Consider the following 17,610-nt stretch of genomic DNA (forward strand, 5'->3'; position numbering starts at 1 on the left):
ATGTATAACGCTATTGAGCAAATTGATACTATAGCCCCCGAAATAATACCCTCACAAGCCCATGTGGAAATTGAGGAAATTGATTCCTCAGCCCCTCCAATAGTACCCTCACAAACCCTTATAGAAAGAGCCAAAACTCGCGGCAAGCAGTTCAAAAACTATGTCATTAATCCATTTATTGCTGGTGCAACTGGTGCATCTCTAGGTTACTCCATTTATCTAACCATAGTGGCAGACCCAGGCAATGAAAGTAAGCTAGGTTATATTCTGGTTGTGAGCGCAGGTGTGGCGGGAACAACTTTAGAGATACTCAATAGAAAACAGATCATCAATGACAATCATTATCATAATTTTCTTTCTGTAGTTGAAGCGCTAGCAGGTTCCACAGTGGCCACATTATCTATGCAAAGTTCCCAAAAGCCTAATCAGACTACCGTCGCACTCGGCTTAGGGTCTACCTTGCTATTAACGACCAGTAAGTCCTTACTTAATGTTTTTAGAGATCATGCATTTTTTCATAAAAGACCGGCCAAATATCTTATCCAATATCCTGCAGAAACAATTTACGACGTGCTTGCAGGCGTCGGTTTAGCCAGTTCGACATCTGGACTCCTAACAGGACTAGGGCTAAAAATTCCTGCTGAAGTTTATCTTGCCCTTCAGATTGGTTTTAGTATTACCAGCGTATTAGCGAATCTTCCCGTCACTCAGGCAAATGATGACAATAAAGTCGTGTGCTTTACCCCTGCTTCCTTTGTCCGCGCAGTGATGTTTGCCCTCGCAGTGGGGGTATTTTTGCCCACGCTACTCTTTGATTGGGTAACCGATATTGAGGATTCTACTGACATTAAGGATAGTGTGTTTTATTCCATTATTTGTTATGCCCTGGCACAGGCATTGCTGGTCGGTGCAAAAAAATTCCATGACGACCATAGCCACTCTATGTCGACAACAAGGGAGAATTTAGAGAAACAGCCACTTCTTACAAATTCAACCACCTCAACAAGAGGCGCTGCTTTCAATGTAGGCAGCAAAAATAGAAACGCTTTCTTTAGTCAACCACAATTAAGTAATAGCAACTTTGAGTACCGTGAATTAGAGGGCCATCATTCCGGAGATGAGGAGGAAGTTCGATATAGTTCTGAAAATGGGATTCAATTTGCTGGATCGGACTCTGAAGAAGATAGCAGTGACTCAGAGCCATCTGGTCCTAAATAATAGAAGCAGAGAAAATGAAATCAAGAGATTGCTCTCTTGATTTCATTTTCTTAAATACTATGCAGAAACTTGGCCTGTTTGCATATTAATAGTAACGTCTTTTTGATTACCTTTGTTATCTATTACGGTAACTTTGTATGCATCGTTATCCATAGTAACAGAAACTACAGAAGCGCCATTTTTCTCAAGTTTTTTTACCGCTTGAGCTACTGGAACTTCGCTAGGAGTCTTCTTCTGGTCTGCCGTTAAGCCGGATGTGCCATTAACTTCTAAAGTTTGCTTTTCACCATGTTTATCAATTGCTTCAACTTTATATTGATTGTCATCTTTGTTGTATTCAGCGCTTTTAACGATATAACCTGCTTTTTGTAATTGTTGCAGCAGATTAGACATGCTCATTGCCTTAGCCTTAGCAGCTGCGTTGGCATCAGTTGAAGCAGTCGTTGTTGACGTTGTGGTGGTGGTTTGATCAGCCGCAAAAATTGGTTGAGAGAAGGCTGAAACTAAAGAAGCGATAGCAAGAAAACGAACTAATTTTTTCATATTGAATTCCCTTTACTGTTTGGTAATTAGATTGCAAATTATAAACTAGAAAATTTCTAGCGTCATTAAGTTTTTAGTAATATCACGACTCGAATGGAGGCATCTTCTACCGAGAGCAGCAGATTTAAAGCCTCCCCTCCATCGCGTAGAGGGGGGTTACTAACTTATTTCAGACATTTTCTTTAAAAGCGGCTTTATCTGGCGTTTGTAGTCATTGTATTTTATTAAAGCTACTTGGACGGCCGGCCTTTTTTCTGCAAGTGTCTTTGCGGCCAAATAACCTATGTAGTAACCGCTTCGTGGTTCAAAAGGTTTGCTAGCGCCGCCATCAGCAGAAAAATATTTATTGTATTTACGTTCATTATGACTGTTCCAATCTTTCAAAATATCATGAATGATCGCTTTTTTGTTTGCTTGGAATTTTAAAAATTGCGAATTATCCTTGGTGAAATAGGAGATATATTTCCAATCAGAATAGCCAGGGTAGACAAGTGAAGAGGCATAAGTGGCCCAACCTTCACTGTATAAATTGCCGGCAATCATGTCGGAATTTGAATGATCAACTTCAATCTGATGTTGAAGAACATGGAATAGCTCATGAGCAAGTACGATTTTCAAGTCATCATTCGAGTACTTGACCATTTCGCGCAAATTTAATGCCACAACGGGCCTGCTGATATTGTCTCCCGTCGTCACTGCATCGGTTTCTGAAACAGAGGTAGACAATACGACATCCGCATTTATTTTCATGCCAAAAAGATGCTGAGTTCTCTCTTGAACTTCGCTGACTATGGTGCGTATCTCTGGAACCTTTTTCTCGTACGCTGCAACCAGTTCAGGTAAGTCGGCTACATAGCTTTTAAATAATGTTTCGATACGGGGATCACGCGGAATAGGATGACCATCAAAAAAAATACTGCATATTTCGGGTACCGTTACCAACTCATATTTGAGAATAAAATTTTTCTTTGACTCAAAACTGTTGGTTTTCAAGGCGCGGTAGTCTTTTATAAATTGCGACGTGTAATCTCGAACATGAATATTTGCAGATACTGCATTGGAAAAAAGAATAGAGGTAACTGAAAATAGTACAATTTTCATTATTAGTTTCATTGGCAACACTCATTTTATTAATTAGAAAAGACGGGGAAAAGCGAATCCATGCAGTAGAGGCATTCTAACTAGATTAATGAGAAAAGTCCAATTTGGCCTTTATTTGTAGGATTAAATGGCTTACAGGTATATTTAGTGGTTTATTTAAAATGATCTTTAAGGGTAAATCCGTTAATGATTTAGATCTTTTTGGGTTTCCTTGATTTCATCAAGGCTACATTTAAATGATCTTCAGTTTTGTCAGTATTTTTTGAAGATACTCTTTAGATGGGGGGGGCCGAATTTATAAACAACCATTACGAAAATTGCGCTGATTAAACTACCTGCTGTTACTAAAATTATACACGCCTCCCAAAAAGTTAATGCCACCATTGACCAAACATTTTGTAACAACCAAACACCCACTAAGCAAATCACAAAAGTTGCCAGGTTCATTAACAAGGTTTGATAAGTAAAAAATTTACCTCCCGAATGATAGGGAGAGCCATGATAACCTTTGCGATGAAAATATTTTTTGATGGAAAAATAATTAATCCAAAAATCCATACTCGTCGCAATGCCAAAAGATATTCCAATGCCAACAACTCCAAAGCGAGGCACCAAATAAATGTTAAGTAAGGTATTAACAATTAAATATAAGAAAGCGTTATACACTATTTGACGAGTGCCATCTAAAGCGAACAAAGTATTCAAAAGAATCTTATTTCCTGACGCTAAGATTATTCCCGTTGAGTAGGCACAAATTGCAATACTATTGTTAATCGAATCAAAAAAAGTAATCTTGCCATGTTGAAATAACACAACATAGAATGGAAAAATAAGAAGCGCAAAACAAAGGGTGGTAAAAGAAGCTAACCAAAAAGAGGTACGTAAACCTTCTATCAGGAGTCGGGAGAAATTAGTGTCATCGTTCTTTGCAAGCGTCGCTAATAAAGCAGGTAATGCGGCAAATCCTGTAGCGACACCGAACAAACCAATGGGCACTTGAATGATGGTTACTGCTGTCACGATGTAAGTTAGAAAACCCGTGCCTATTTGAGTGGCAAAATAGGTATTTATGCTCAATGCAATCACCATTGCCCCTTGCCCTATAGCACGAGGGGTCATCTGGATAAGAATTTTTCTAAGCGGTTTGTAATTTAACCAGACTTTGGGATTTAAATTTGGCAGGGGAATCAAGTGTAGTTTAAATAAGGGCAGCATTTGATAAAGCATTTGCAACACAGCACCTAATAATGCCCCAAAGGCTAAACCATAAATACCTAAAATGCCAAAAGACTTCAGTAACGGAGCAAAAAGGAGTGCGCCGCAGATCATTCCCACGCTTAGAAATATAGAACCATTCATTGCACGAAATGTTTTTTGATGCACTCCAAGAATAGCCATTATGACTGCATTTACCATGGTGAGTGGCAGATAAAAAATTAAAAATTTGAAGAGGTCAGATGAAACGCTTAACGCACCGGTGATTTTAAAATTTGAATCAGTGATAAGATTAATTATTTGCTCTGAAAAAATCATTGCTATGACCGCAATGAGCAGAGTAACTACTCCAAAGAAACCTAATACTATAGAGATCAATGTCTGTTCGCTCTTTAATCCTTTTTGTTTTTCCGCAACTAATGCCGTCATAAAAGCAGCGGATAGCGCTCCATCGGCAAATAAATCTCTCAAGCTATTAGGTAGACGAAAGGCCGCATTGAATGCATCAAGTGCAGTCGCCGCACCAAAACTAGCATTCACAATTATCGTGCGCACAACACCTGAAGCTCTTGAAAATAAGACGCCTGCCATCGCAGCAAAACTTGACTGGGTAATATTCTCGGAGGCTTTTTTGGTGGCGTCCATCAGATTCCTATTTTAGTTTTGTGCAATACTCATCGCCTACCATTCTGGAGTCTTTTATAGACCATTTTCCTTTTAGATCTCCATTGGGTAGCACTCTATATGTCACCACACCCGGGGCATTGAGATGTGTCGGTGTCCAAAACACACTTGAGATGACATTATCTTGTAGAATTGCTGTCCCGTAAAACACCAAATTTTTATTGATCCAGGTAAACAAATAGGTTTCACCCGTTTTGGTAACCACCGTGGGCTCATCAAACGTGGAATGATTTAGAAAGTCATTACCCTGACATCGATAATGCCCCGTAAGGTCGATGGAATTAGCGTGGACGTTCAAAGCAGAGAATAAGATTAATAATGAAATAAATTTTTTCATAACAAAGTATATAAGTAGTTCAATAAGGGGCATACCTTAACATGGCATCCAGCTAGATGCCATCCCTGCCTGGGACCTAGATTAGATCCCGCAATCAAGTCGCGGGACGACGTGGAGAGGGTGTAGCGAGACGAGTGGAAGAGTATAGCGGAACGCGTCTATGTAATATGCCTATCCAAGTATGCATGCAGTCATAGCCATCTAGAGTTGAATCAATAATCAACAAGCAGTTACGGTGTGGATTAAGATAATTTTTTTGGTAATGGGTAGAACAAATTTCGGCTATATTTAAGCAGTTTTAATGAAAATAAAGTACAATTAGCCCTATTATATATAGAATACTTACTAGATGGACAACGGTTTGATCAGAATTCATAAGTTTTCTCCTACGAATGTTACGCAGCGGCAATAGCTAATTGAAGTTACTAATGTGCAGTGGTAAATATTTAAACATAACAACAATTATAGCTCAAAATTCTTAAGGAATTATTAATAATTAATAATACACCATCAAGATTTTTTTCTATTTAAAGCCCCTTGCTGTACACTATTCTTACTCATTTTTCTGAGTTTCACTTTTCATTATAATAATAGGAACGCTATATGAGAATCCGATCAAACGAAATGAGACGCGAACAAATTGAAACCCAGCTCAGACAATTACAAATGGAAGCCGAGCATATATATACACTGCCAAATGCAACCATTGAACAAATTCAGCAAACATCTCAACAGCAATTTGCTCTATTAGTTCTTAAATTTGGGGCGTTAAACACACCGACTATTATATATAAAGTCTTATCTCAGCAAGGTCTTACAGTAGGGGAAGTAGAAGCGACCGCTCAATTAAACAAGATGATTTTTATTCCCAATGGAACTGTCTTCGAGTCTAGGTGGAATTATAAAAATAATCATGCCTCAGCCTTGGTGATCTTAACGTTATTGACCCAGCTTCAGTGTCATTACTCTCACATCCTCAGTAGCTCTCCTCAGGAAGCTAAAAAGATTGAGTGGATTCCTAAGTGGTCTAAGGATCAAGCAAAAAATATTGAAGAAAAATTGATTTATAAGAATGCTCCCAAGCCTTCTTATCGCTCTGCACAAAATATTTTAATTTTACTGGTGTGTCTGTATTATGTTTTGTACGAAGAATCAAACTTCAGTTTACTCAAAAAATTAACCTTTTATTTCGGCGCTCTGGCTGCTATTTCAGCTTTAAGTGAAAAATATATCATTCATCCTCTCGATAAATATTTGACCTTTCGTACTGAAAAAGAAAAATACGGTGCGGCACATGTAAGGATTACAGATTTAATTAAACAAGTAATGAATTATAATGAGAATAGCACTGCAATTGAGGATCCTTCTTATAGCCCTGTTAACGTAGTTTAAGTGTCAACAGGTTCGCACCCTCGTAGTGCAGCAAAGGAACGGTGGGTTAGACAAAATACTCAATTACGAACTACACTATACTAGTAAACATCCACATAGGAGGTGTCATATGGATCATTATCAAGGTTTTTTTGGCTTAATAGTTCTTATTTTAGATATCTGGGCAATTGTGAATGTAGTCGCTAGTAACAATGGCGTCTTAAGCAAGGTAGTCTGGGTGTTTGTGATTCTTATATTACCTATCCTTGGCTTCTTGATCTGGTTGATTTTCGGCCCCAGAAGAATCAGATAAGGGACTGTAAGTAGCTGCTCATAACTAAAATTTACCCTTCTCAAGAAGGGTAAATATTTTGTAACGACTCAGCAGTAATTTAGAAGCTTTTGCGCCCCGAGCTATTTGCTTCTATCTAAGGGCTAGATCGCTTTCACCCAAATCACTCTGTTTAGTTGCATCAACTGTTCGCGCATTAATGACCGTAGTCACACACGAATCAGACCACACGTTAAGGGAAGTTTCAATCATATCGATCAGGCTATAAAAAGGCAGTATAACCCCCATAAGCGCAATCGGAATATTCATGCTCGATAACAAACTAGCACTTAAAAAGAAACACCCCATCGGCACCCCGGCATTGCCAATCGCAGCGATGGTTGCGATGAAAATCCAGACTATCATTTTTCCGAAGGTTATTTCTATACCGTGGTTCTGCATTAAATAGATAACCGTTGCAAAGATAAACGCAGCGCAGCCATTCATATTAATGCTGGTGCAAAGTGGCAGCACTAATCTGCTGACTCTTGCATTGATGTTAAGATTTTTTTCGGCGGTTTCAATAGTAATCGGTAATGTCCCTGCGGAAGACTTGGAAAAGAAGGCCACAGATAAGGCGGGCATCATTTTGCGCAGCGTTTCAAAAGGTCTTATATTATTTAAGCGCAGCCAGAGGGGTAGCACAATCAGACCTTGAACAAGATTCGCTAATACCACTACCGCTAAATATTGCCCAATTCCCCCTATATTCATTCCTTCGCGCAATTGCACCACCGTTGCAGTGATAAAGCCGTAAAGACCCAGCGGTATTATTGTTACTACCCATTTAGTAATAACTAAAAAAACGCCATGAATTCCTTTGAAAAACTGGGTGATGGTATTACGTGGGCCTTCTTCCGGAATATAACGGATCGCTATCCCTATAATTATCCCCACCAACAGCACCGCCATTACTTGATAATCGATAAAAGGGGCAAATATATTTGCGGGAATAAGTGAAGCTAGGTGTTGAAAATAATTAGTGCTACTCGCACTCACTACCGGAATGGATGTGGTCCGATTTATATTAGCAGGATTAATGAGGAGGTATAAAAGGCAACTCACTGTCGCTGCGATGATCGTGGTAGAAAGGGTGTATAGAATTATTCGTTGCCAGATTTTTTTCATTACTCCTTCAGCTCGATAACTGGAGAGAGTGACGATAAGTGACAAGGCTATTATCGGTAAACTAATACAGCGAAATATCCGAATAAAGATATCTGAAATTGCCAGGCCAAAATTTTTAAATAGCGAGATATCAGATAAGCCACTTGCTATCCCCAGTACAATCATTAACGTGTACAATGTGAATGTATTCAAAAATCGTTGCTTAGACTTATTTGCTGTGCACATTTTTCACCCTTAATTACGGTTCTCTCAGAGCCGCCCCCTTACAATCCCGCAAAAGAGAATTGAGCTCTCTTGAATAGTTAGATATGATACTTTTCCTGTAATTATTCAGCATCAATTTCGAATTGACAAGAACGTCCCTATTTGGCTGAACTGTTACCTTTTTCTCGAATAAGAAGTAGCACAATATAACATCAATGGATTGAGATAGATGAAAAAAATTACTCTGTTTTTAGCTACTTTTGCCTTAAGCCTTAGTGCCTACGGGGCATTACCTACTGGCTCCGGTGAATTCGAAGTGGATATGCCACTCTTTAATAGGGCATTTGAATTTGGCGCCCGAGCGCTATTCATTAAAACCTCCGCCCCTGAAGTAGACTATGCGTTGCTATTCCCTTCTCCGACCTCTAGAAGCGATGGTCGCTATAAAAGTTCCAGACCCAGCTATGATTTTGGTTACAAATTGTATCTAGGCTACTTTATACCGTGCTCGGGTAATGATATTAGACTTACCTACAGTGACTTTGAACAAAAAGATAGAAGCCATTCTGGGGCGCCTGAAGGTTTCGTTAATCCCCCGAATCCCCGACAATTTCAGGTTCCCGTGCGGGCATTTGTTCCGGGAATCATAGGCGATGTCATCGTCAGCGATGGCGGCGGCCCTGTAGAAACATTTCCGGGTGGACTCGTGTTTGATCCTGCGATAGTCGAAGCAACAGGTTCGGCCATTGAAGGCGATGTAAAAAATACTATTCGGCAAGGTTCTATTGACTTAGATGCTGGCCAATTTATTAATATAGATAACTTTATTCGTCTACGATTTTTTGGCGGATTACGTTATTCGCGTTTAAAAAATAATTTCAATACTACCTTTGTTATTGGCAATTTAACCGCCTCTGAGAGTACGCTTTCAGGTCCTTTTATAGGCACCATTGAACCTTTTACGGTCTCTGGGCTTTCGACAATTACGTTAGCAAGTCAATCGCAATTGCTAGAAAGTATTCGACAAACTAGTACCTATAATGGCATCGGTCCTCGGATGGGGGGGGAAGGCGCATTTCATATTGGGGGAGGTTTCGGTTTAGTAGGAAGTCTTTCTACAGCGATGTTAATTGGCAAACAACAAAGTGCTTTATCAAAAACCACCACAGGTGAACTTGCGCTTGCACTCGCTGGGATTACGACAGTGACAGAGGGGACGCCCGGATTTGACATCTCTATTGATGACTTGACCCCTCCAATCGGGAGTGTATTTACTACCTCTATAAACGAGATTCAAGATTTTGAATTTGATCGCACTACTAGAATTGTACCTAACTTAGAAGCAAATATAGGAATTAATTACACCATTCAATTAGAACATTGTAGAACAGTCACTATAGAAGTAGGTTATTACGTTAATCATTTTTTTAATGCAGTAGATCGATTAGCTGCAACAGCTACCAACCCTTCTTCTGGACCTCTCACTGACGACTCTCCGATTGTTCCGGTAGGGGTCCGGACCCGCCACACGATCGATGCTAGTTTTGCAGGGCCTTATTTGGAAATTGAAGCAACATTGTAATACTGTTGACGGCGAAGCGCTTAATAAGCGCTAATTTATGCAACAAAATGTAAAGAACAAAGGGTTTTTAATTCGTTTAAACTATTTATCTTGTTAGATGCATTAATTAAATCAACTTTGGTGCGAAGTCCTCTTGCATAATACTTCACTAATTTACGTGCTTGAATAATTGCAAATCGTTCGCTACCACAGAACGTAATTAAATTCTCTACATGTTCTAAAAAAATCGCTCCTATTTCTGGATAGGTAGGCATGTGGAATTTTTCTTGGTTAACCTCAGCAATTAATTTTTTGATCAGCCAGGGTTGACCCACCCCCGCACGTGCAATCATGACACCCGCACAGCCGGTAGCAAACATTTTCTGAAGTGAAACTGCACAGCTAATATCACCATTGCCAATTACAGGTATTTTTAAATTTTCTACGAAAAATTTTATTTCATCATAACGACAGGGAATGTCGTAATTTTCAGTCCAATGGCGTCCGTGGACTATGAGGAAATCCGCGCCTGCGTCAGTAACTACTTTGGCGATCTGTGCGTTAAATTTTTCATCACTGTCACCTGCCACTCGTATTTTAATTGAGACTGGAACGGTAGTATTTGATTTTAAGGCAACGATTAATTTAAATAACTGTATTGGATTTGCGAGCAAACTCGAACCCACGCCTTTGCGACGAATTTTTTTGACTGGACAGCCGCAATTCAAATCGATCAAATCAGCTCCCGCATCCGTGGCCATTTTGGCGGCTTGCGCTAATTCATCAGGATCGTTTCCTGAAAGCTGAAAACAGACGGGACCTTCGCCAGGATTTTTTTGGATATAGCGTTTTGATAAATGAGGTTGATGGATTAACGCTTTAGAAGAAATCATTTCTGTACAAGTAAAAGTGGGCCGGCTATGTTGCCAGGTGAGTAAGCGAAAGGGAGCGTTACTGTATCCTGCTAGAGGGCCTTGAATAAGATTAATGGGAAATTCGTGGTTTCCGAGGCGGAGAGGTTTTATCAAGTTTTGAGTCATAGTTTAAAATTTATTTGGTTTTAGTGAGTAATCTATCTAAACAATTTGCAAATGCTTGAATCTCTTTCGCACTTAATTTTGCAGGACCACCCGTTCTAACCCCACTACTACGTAGCTGTTCGTTGAAGTCACGAATTGAAAGACGTTGTTTAATATTATTAATTGAATATAACTCACCGCGCGGGTTAAGTGCAATCCCGCCCTTCTCTACGACTGCATCAGCCAATGGAATATCCGCCGTGATGACTAAATCTCCGGGTTCCATTTGTTTGACAATTTCTTTATCAGCAACGTCAAAGCCAGCTGACACACGCATTTTTTTTATGAATGGGGACGCAGGAATTTGCAAAAATTGATTCGACACTAGCACTACCAAGGTTTGAGTGCGCCCCGCTGCTTTGTAGAGAATATTCTTGACCATTAAAGGACAAGCATCTGCATCTACCCATATTTTAATTGTCATGGAACCAGAAACTCCTTAATGACGGCGAATGGCGCTCGGGGTCTAGACATCTCATACATTGTTCGACAAGTCGGGGGAATTAGACTTTCACTCCAATCGACTGCTTTAATTCCTTTACTACTTTTGCAGTTTCCGTCTCAGATGGCTTGCTAGCGCCTGTTGTAAAGAATAAGAATTTTTTCACATTACGTGGTGTGAATAAAGGCGCCGCATCATTCAATCCACCAAGTATTCCTCGTTGCTCTAGCACATTCCCACTAGCCAGGTCACTCAGAAGTTTATCTATGTGCCCTAGTTTCATAACGGATTCAGCGTCCTGCTTCTTAGATAAAATCTTTTTGCGGTTCACTAAAGCATAAAGAGCGCTTACATATTTTTTGAAATGCGGGCTATCTCCATTGCTGTGCTCAAGTTCCTGTAACGGTGTTCGACCCTTTGCATTCTTGATATAAAAAAGGTCATAAAAATTAGCAGTCGCCATTAATGAATTGAATGATTGGATATTGCCACTTCTACATATTATATGTAATGGCGTATCACCATTATTATCTTTTAAGTGACAATCTGCGCCCTTATCCACTAATGTTTTAATGATTTTATATCGCTTCGAAATAGCAGCACAATGAAGTGCTGTATTATTAAACTTATCAACAGCATTCATTTGATCATTTGCAGCAGGTAGATTGCTAATAAGCTTTACCAACTCCAAATTACCTGAAATACACGCATAATGTAGCGGAGTACGACGAAACACTTTATCGGGAGATAAAACTTGGTCATCTCCGATCTTGAATTCAAAATCATAATCGCGCATACAAATATAATGCAGAGGTAAGCACCCATCATAATCTTCAATTGTCAAACATCTCTGCATTAATGGCTGATTTATTAAAGTTTCGATATCCCGGATATTTTTCATGTGCATAAAGGCGTAATGTAAGGCGGTTTTTCCATATAATGCATCAGGCTGAGCGCCTGCTTTAAGTTCCTTCTGGTTTTCAAGAAGCGGTACGAAGTCGGTTTGCTCACTGCAGGCTTTGTGAAGTGAACTATAGCCATGACAATGATAAGCTGGTGAATTTTGTATATTTTCTGACCGTGACCGAATGACTTTCTCCAGTTCTTTTAAATGATGCGAAACATATTCATATTGTGCAGCCCACATTCTCGCTTCGATTATCAAGCTTAGTTTGCGATTGATGTCCACCGTATGAATAATGGGATAAAGATAATTTTCTAGAAAAAATTGTTTGTCCGCAGACCCGAATGTTGCATCAGCCTCATGTATAACATTTGAATATATGGATTTAAATTTACTGCTAGCAAGCACCGCGTTCGAGGGAATTTGACCCTTCCACAGCAAATCATCAATAATTGTTCGCTTGAAAAAAGAATCTGGTTTACGCATGATATCACTTAAAAATGTACCGCCCTCTAATTGATTACTTTGCAGGGCAAGGCCAGGAACATTTAAATTATTGAAGCGTGAGAATATCTCATTGAAAACAGCATAGTTACCGGTTTTATAAGCCAACAATAACAAATCATCGTTCTCTACCGCGGCAAACATTTGTTGAGTAGAACGCGACGCTAATCTATCCAGTAAAATTTTAGCCTTATCCGCCTTTTTTTGAATAACCGCGATTTTTACTAAACTTCCGCCTTCAGCGTTTACAAGATTTACTTCTTTATTTTGAGCCAGTAATTCCAGTATTTTTAGACTTTGTGGAGTTTGGTCTTGGCATGCGAGCGTTATAAGAGTAGAGCCACCCTCTGGCCAAGGGAGATTCAACCCCGGAACATCAAAATTGGTAACAGCGGATAATAATAATTCAAAAGCTGCAGGGTTAGAGTTAGTTTGAGCATGTAAAAGTAAATTTGGCAATGCTTCCTTGAATTCAGCATTGCCCCGCATAGTAGAAATTAAACCTCTCACACACATCGGCTGATTATTTTTTATGGCATACTCGAGTAATGGCTTAACTTTCGCAAAGTCAAACTTTTCATTTAGATAAGCAAATAACCCCGCTTTCTCCCACCGAGCAAAATAAAAATCAGCGAGAAAATCCTCGCTTTGCAAAATTTTTTCCAAATTGTTATCGTAAAATTGCGCTCTCTCATCAGCATCAGTAATCATTTTTTTGGCAAGCACAAAAAATACTGATTGACTGTTATCAAAAGCTATCTGCAAGAGTAGCTGCTTCGCATTATTCGATGGAAATTCATTCTTTGTTTCATTTTGTTTAAGAAGAAATTTAACTGCAGCTGGCTCATCAGATAAACATGCTTGAGTCAGCAATGTTTGGCCAGCGTACACTGCATCCAGAGATTTTTCTGCTTGGAGAGCATATTCAATAAATACTTCGAATGAAGCATAATTTGCCTTAGCACTCGTAAAATAAATAAATAATTTTTCTAGAACCTCACTTCGTTTAGTCTTATCTTCAATGGCCTCAATAAGAGCCTTAATCAATTCATCATCGCCTTTCTCAGCGGCAACTTGAATTAAGCTTTTATTTTCGGGAGGTACGCTTATATTAGCGGTGCTCATATCAAATATTTTTTTGTCAATCAGCACTTTTATATGATTTTTTTTCTTATTTAAGCATGCATCGACGAGGAAGCTTACATTGTCCAGGCTCTCAACCGGTTTATATAGATATTGGTTATCTGAAATATAATGCAAGATGGTGCCAAAGTCTTGGGCACTACTTGTATATGCGCGCAACAATAAATCTTTAGCTATGCGTTCTTTTTCTGCGGGGGAATTAATTGCACTAAATAAGGTTACAAAAACTCTTTGCCGACAAAGAATAGGTGCGCCATCGGGATTTAGACCTAGCTGTGTAGGGGCGTCGAATGTAACCGTCCAAACAGATTCACCTTTTGTATTAAGTGAGTTTAGATTTATGCCATGATAAATTAGTGCTTGTACATGCTCAAAGCGCCCTTTGCGACAGGCTTCAGTTAATAGTGTTAGCCCTTGGGAGTTAGGTTTATGTAGGCCAGGTGTCTTTAAATCCGCTACAGCCAAAGCCTCTTGGAAATGCTGGAGATTATAATTGTTGTAAATATCGATTAGGTCTTTTTTATGCTTGGATTTCAGCGTGGCTTTTTGCTCTACATCAGCGTAATGTTCTTCGATGAGTTTCTTAGATATTTTAACTATCTTTTCAATCTTTTCAATTGGTTTGAAATTTTCATCGTATTTTATACTTTTGGAGACTACTTTAACGCCTTTATAGTGTTTTAAAATAAAATGGAATTTGTTTTCATAAGAGGCAGACTTGCCTATACTCGTCAAATATTGAGTTGCAGCTATATCTGCTCGAGCCATGACGGTGTCGAGATCAGCAAAGGTTTCAAGTTTAGTTGCCCATTCTAAGGCAGGCTTTATTCTAGCCTCGACACATCCGGTATTGTAAATCTCTGACAAGAATTCTGAGACTCGATCATGTTGTTTTGCTCGACTATACGCACCGACAAAACTTTCCACCAAGTTATTCAGTTGGTGCTTAGCACCAACATTTTTCTGCTGCTCTTCGGGCTTAGGAGTATAACCTTCATTAGATCGAATTTGCTTCCAAAGATTACCCAGCGACTCGGAAGTATGTTTTTCGCGGATCACCTTGATTTCTTTATTTTTCAGGAGGAAATCTTTAATTTGCGCTAGAGTTTCTTTATCTATGTTAAGTTTTGTTGCTTGGCCTGTTTCACTAATTTTATATAGCGTTGTGGAGTTTCTAGTTAGGAGATAACAATTACCATAATAATTTTCTAACGTTTCTTGTGAAGGTAAATCTCGTATCAGGTGAAGATCATAACCATCCCAATTTCCATGATACCCAAGATGTATCATGCCAATTGATTGACCCGCCCCCCCTTTGTCTCTCACGTTATAATTAGAATTTGTTAGTCTACAGGAATTCTGAAACCTATCGAATTCCAAAAACAAAGAATTTGATTCATCGGGCTGTTCATTCTGTTGTTTAATATGCTCAAGCACACCAAGTGTATAGGAAATTAAACTTCTATTTGAAACATTTTTATTATGGCCCTTAGTAATTTCATCTTTAACTTCCTCAAAGGTCATTGCATCCCCTTGCTGACGCTGAACATTCGTATTACAAGTAGTAGTTGATCTTATAGCGTCTATCGTACGAAGGACGCCAGGGTCTTTCTTGTTTGAATCTTTATACTTCTGCATAAAAAATTTCAATGTGGCGGCTGCATTCGAATCCAACTCTGTTTCTAAAGGCAACCCAGCCTTTTTATGAGCCAAAAGTTTATTAATGATTCTAAGAAGCTCGGGTTTAAAGAAGCGATGTTTTCTTTGTAAAATATCTCTACACTGTTGTAATAATCCATAAGTGAGTGGTTGATTCTGGAATTTTTCTAAATTACTCTCAAAGCAATAGATTTTCTTGGCATGTTGAGTAATCTTGCTTTGCACATATTTGCTACATCCCATAAAGTCCGGATGAGCCGTTATTTGAGCGTATTCAGGATTACGTTTTATGAAATCTTCGTAACGATTCTGAGTTTCTTTTTCTAAATGAGCGAACCCTCTAACATCGACATAGGTATTATCAGGGAATAATTTATCCTTGTATTGACTTAAAAAGGCCTCAGCTAATCTCTCAAATATTATGGGTTTTAATTCTAGGCTTCTAATCGAGTGCTTAATATCATCATCAAATTTTTCGGAGAAATTCGGTGCTAATTTGTCTTTATGATTAGCATAGGTGGGACTAAATTTTTTGAATTGTGAAAATTTTTCTTCTAGTATGTCTTCGTAAGCTTGCAAACGTATAGTGGCAATCCTAGCGCTTGGCAACAATTCTTTAGCAAATTTAGAACGCTGGAATTCCGCAGCGATTGACGAAAAGCTGGAATCATACTCGGCCTGATTCTTTTGTGATTCAAAATCATACTCACCACAATAAATATAGTCCTCTTCGTTCGGAAAGATTGCCAGCTCTTTTTTTTCCTCTTTTAAAGCTGATTCCCACTCGAATCGAACAAGAACGCAAGACACCACCATCTCTTGCTCTCTATGCCTAAAATTTTCTGCATTCAATCTAAGCGCTAGAGGATCGATAAAAAGTTTCTCATCTCTAAAATCAAAGAAAGTATTTTTTTCGGGATCAATAAAACTATTAATAATATCTTGTGCAGTTTGGAGATTGCAAATTCCGCAGTCGGAGCCATTAAATTGTTGCACAATATCTAATGCCACAACATCACATCCTGGAATGGCTTTGGCAAACGCTTGCGCCGATTCTTGAAGTGTTTGAGTCTTATATTTACTATGAGGAGCAGGGTCAACTAGAACTACTGTAGTTCGCCCAGAGGGCCACTTATGGATAAAATTTAGAACATAATGATGTGCTTTATGATAGATACCAATATAAGATTGACAACCTCTCGCTTTTATTGAGTCGGAAATAAATTCAGAGCCAGGCTCGGACTGTATAGGTAAGAAAGTAATCGGAGGAAGGTCAGTCGCTTGAGATTTTTCTGCTTCATAAGATTCTTTGAGAATTATTAAACCAAGGTTAATATCTTTTTCCGTTAGAAGATAACCCTCAGCCTGCTTGATATTCTTGAACTGTCGCGGCTTAGGCGTTGATACTAATTCAAAGGTTTTATTTCTTTCGCGCCACGCTTTACAAAATCTAAACATATCATAATTAATTAGGGCACTAAATCGATTACCCTGGAAATTTCCTGCCTCTTGAGCGATAGCTAAATTCACCGCATTAAGATTGCAATCTCTCAAACTTTCTGCATAGGCATTCTCGAGGGCACGGTATGCAAATTTATTGTCTTTTGATAAATAGCGGGCATATAATTTGCTGCTCCATCCCATGACTTTTGGCTTAAATCTGTCTAGATGTTTTCTTAATTCAGCCAATTGTGCAGTCAAATAGGGATAATTTTGCGACATTTTGCAAAAAGGGACAGGGTCTATCTTATCGAGTTCACGTACATCTAATAGAGCTGCTTTTGCCTTATCGATCTCTTTCTTAATCGTTTCATCTTTACCAGGATAAGCAACATTTTTATAACAATAATACAGGGCCGTGATCAGCCCTAATGCTTTTCGAATTCGAGTTTCTGAATCATAAGTCTTACTCCTCTCAGGTGTTATATACTCTTCGAATATCGCTGACATCTCGTTGAGCTTTTTGATGTTATCCGCATCAGCAAAATAATCGGGGCTGATCTTTCTCCAAGGAGAACAAATTTTTTCAAGTTTTGGGTTTAATTGTTCTGACTTTAATTTCATTTATCTTCCACGCGTTAGGCGATCTCATTACGACACTGGGCGAAGCTTTGTTCTGAACAAAAAATCTCGCGACTTACTTCATTTGTGAGCCTCGTCAGAGGTTTTGCTCTTACTTGTCTGAC

Annotated in this window: 12 protein-coding genes; 4 read left to right on the forward strand and 8 right to left on the reverse strand. The window is 38.9% G+C overall.

The features are described 5' to 3' along the window. On the forward strand, positions 1 to 1,218 hold the full coding sequence (locus tag H0U71_06905) for a hypothetical protein (protein MBA2654779.1): 1,218 nt from the start codon (positions 1 to 3) through the stop codon (positions 1,216 to 1,218). A 57-nt stretch (positions 1,219 to 1,275) separates the two neighbouring features. On the opposite strand, the gene H0U71_06910 is transcribed toward H0U71_06905, so the two are convergent. The 4 genes from H0U71_06910 to H0U71_06925 form a co-directional block, all read right to left on the reverse strand. Further along, on the reverse strand, positions 1,276 to 1,761 hold the full coding sequence (locus H0U71_06910) for a PepSY domain-containing protein (GenBank protein MBA2654780.1): 486 nt from the start codon (positions 1,759 to 1,761) through the stop codon (positions 1,276 to 1,278). A gap of 159 nt (positions 1,762 to 1,920) precedes the next feature. After that, positions 1,921 to 2,862 (reverse strand): hypothetical protein, encoded by a 942-nt coding sequence (locus H0U71_06915; GenBank protein MBA2654781.1) that lies wholly within the window; start codon positions 2,860 to 2,862, stop codon positions 1,921 to 1,923. 252 nt (positions 2,863 to 3,114) lie between these two features. Next, positions 3,115 to 4,722 carry a murein biosynthesis integral membrane protein MurJ gene (murJ, locus tag H0U71_06920; GenBank protein ID MBA2654782.1) on the reverse strand — a complete coding sequence of 536 codons (1,608 nt, stop codon included), beginning with the start codon at positions 4,720 to 4,722 and terminating at the stop codon, positions 3,115 to 3,117. Between the two features lie 7 nt (positions 4,723 to 4,729). Next, positions 4,730 to 5,098, reverse strand: a complete 369-nt coding sequence (locus H0U71_06925; protein MBA2654783.1) for a hypothetical protein — start codon at positions 5,096 to 5,098, stop codon at positions 4,730 to 4,732. Positions 5,099 to 5,701: 603 nt separating this feature from the next. Between H0U71_06925 and H0U71_06930 the strand changes: the two genes are divergently transcribed. Next, entirely contained in the window at positions 5,702 to 6,490 is a 789-nt protein-coding gene (locus H0U71_06930; protein ID MBA2654784.1) for a hypothetical protein, read from the forward strand. A gap of 109 nt (positions 6,491 to 6,599) precedes the next feature. Continuing rightward, positions 6,600 to 6,782: a PLDc N-terminal domain-containing protein gene (locus H0U71_06935; GenBank protein ID MBA2654785.1), complete on the forward strand. Its 183-nt coding sequence runs from the start codon at positions 6,600 to 6,602 to the stop codon at positions 6,780 to 6,782. Between the two features lie 111 nt (positions 6,783 to 6,893). Here the strand turns inward: H0U71_06935 and H0U71_06940 are convergent, their stop codons facing one another. Then, positions 6,894 to 8,153: a dicarboxylate/amino acid:cation symporter gene (locus H0U71_06940; protein ID MBA2654786.1), complete on the reverse strand. Its 1,260-nt coding sequence runs from the start codon at positions 8,151 to 8,153 to the stop codon at positions 6,894 to 6,896. Positions 8,154 to 8,361: 208 nt separating this feature from the next. On the opposite strand from H0U71_06940, the gene H0U71_06945 reads away from it, so the two are divergent. Continuing rightward, positions 8,362 to 9,714, forward strand: a complete 1,353-nt coding sequence (locus H0U71_06945) for a hypothetical protein (GenBank protein MBA2654787.1) — start codon at positions 8,362 to 8,364, stop codon at positions 9,712 to 9,714. A 35-nt stretch (positions 9,715 to 9,749) separates the two neighbouring features. Here the strand turns inward: H0U71_06945 and H0U71_06950 are convergent, their stop codons facing one another. From H0U71_06950 to H0U71_06960, 3 genes are all read right to left on the reverse strand, one after another. Beyond that, entirely contained in the window at positions 9,750 to 10,721 is a 972-nt protein-coding gene (locus H0U71_06950) for a tRNA-dihydrouridine synthase family protein (protein MBA2654788.1), read from the reverse strand. Positions 10,722 to 10,743: 22 nt separating this feature from the next. Beyond that, positions 10,744 to 11,190, reverse strand: coding sequence for a YaiI/YqxD family protein (locus tag H0U71_06955; GenBank protein ID MBA2654789.1), 447 nt, complete (start codon positions 11,188 to 11,190; stop codon positions 10,744 to 10,746). Between the two features lie 85 nt (positions 11,191 to 11,275). Further along, positions 11,276 to 17,488: an ankyrin repeat domain-containing protein gene (locus H0U71_06960; protein ID MBA2654790.1), complete on the reverse strand. Its 6,213-nt coding sequence runs from the start codon at positions 17,486 to 17,488 to the stop codon at positions 11,276 to 11,278. Positions 17,489 to 17,610 lie beyond the last annotated feature (122 nt).

It is taken from the genome of Gammaproteobacteria bacterium (assembly GCA_013697705.1).
Classification (GTDB): Bacteria; Pseudomonadota; Gammaproteobacteria; order UBA6002; family UBA6002; genus UBA6002.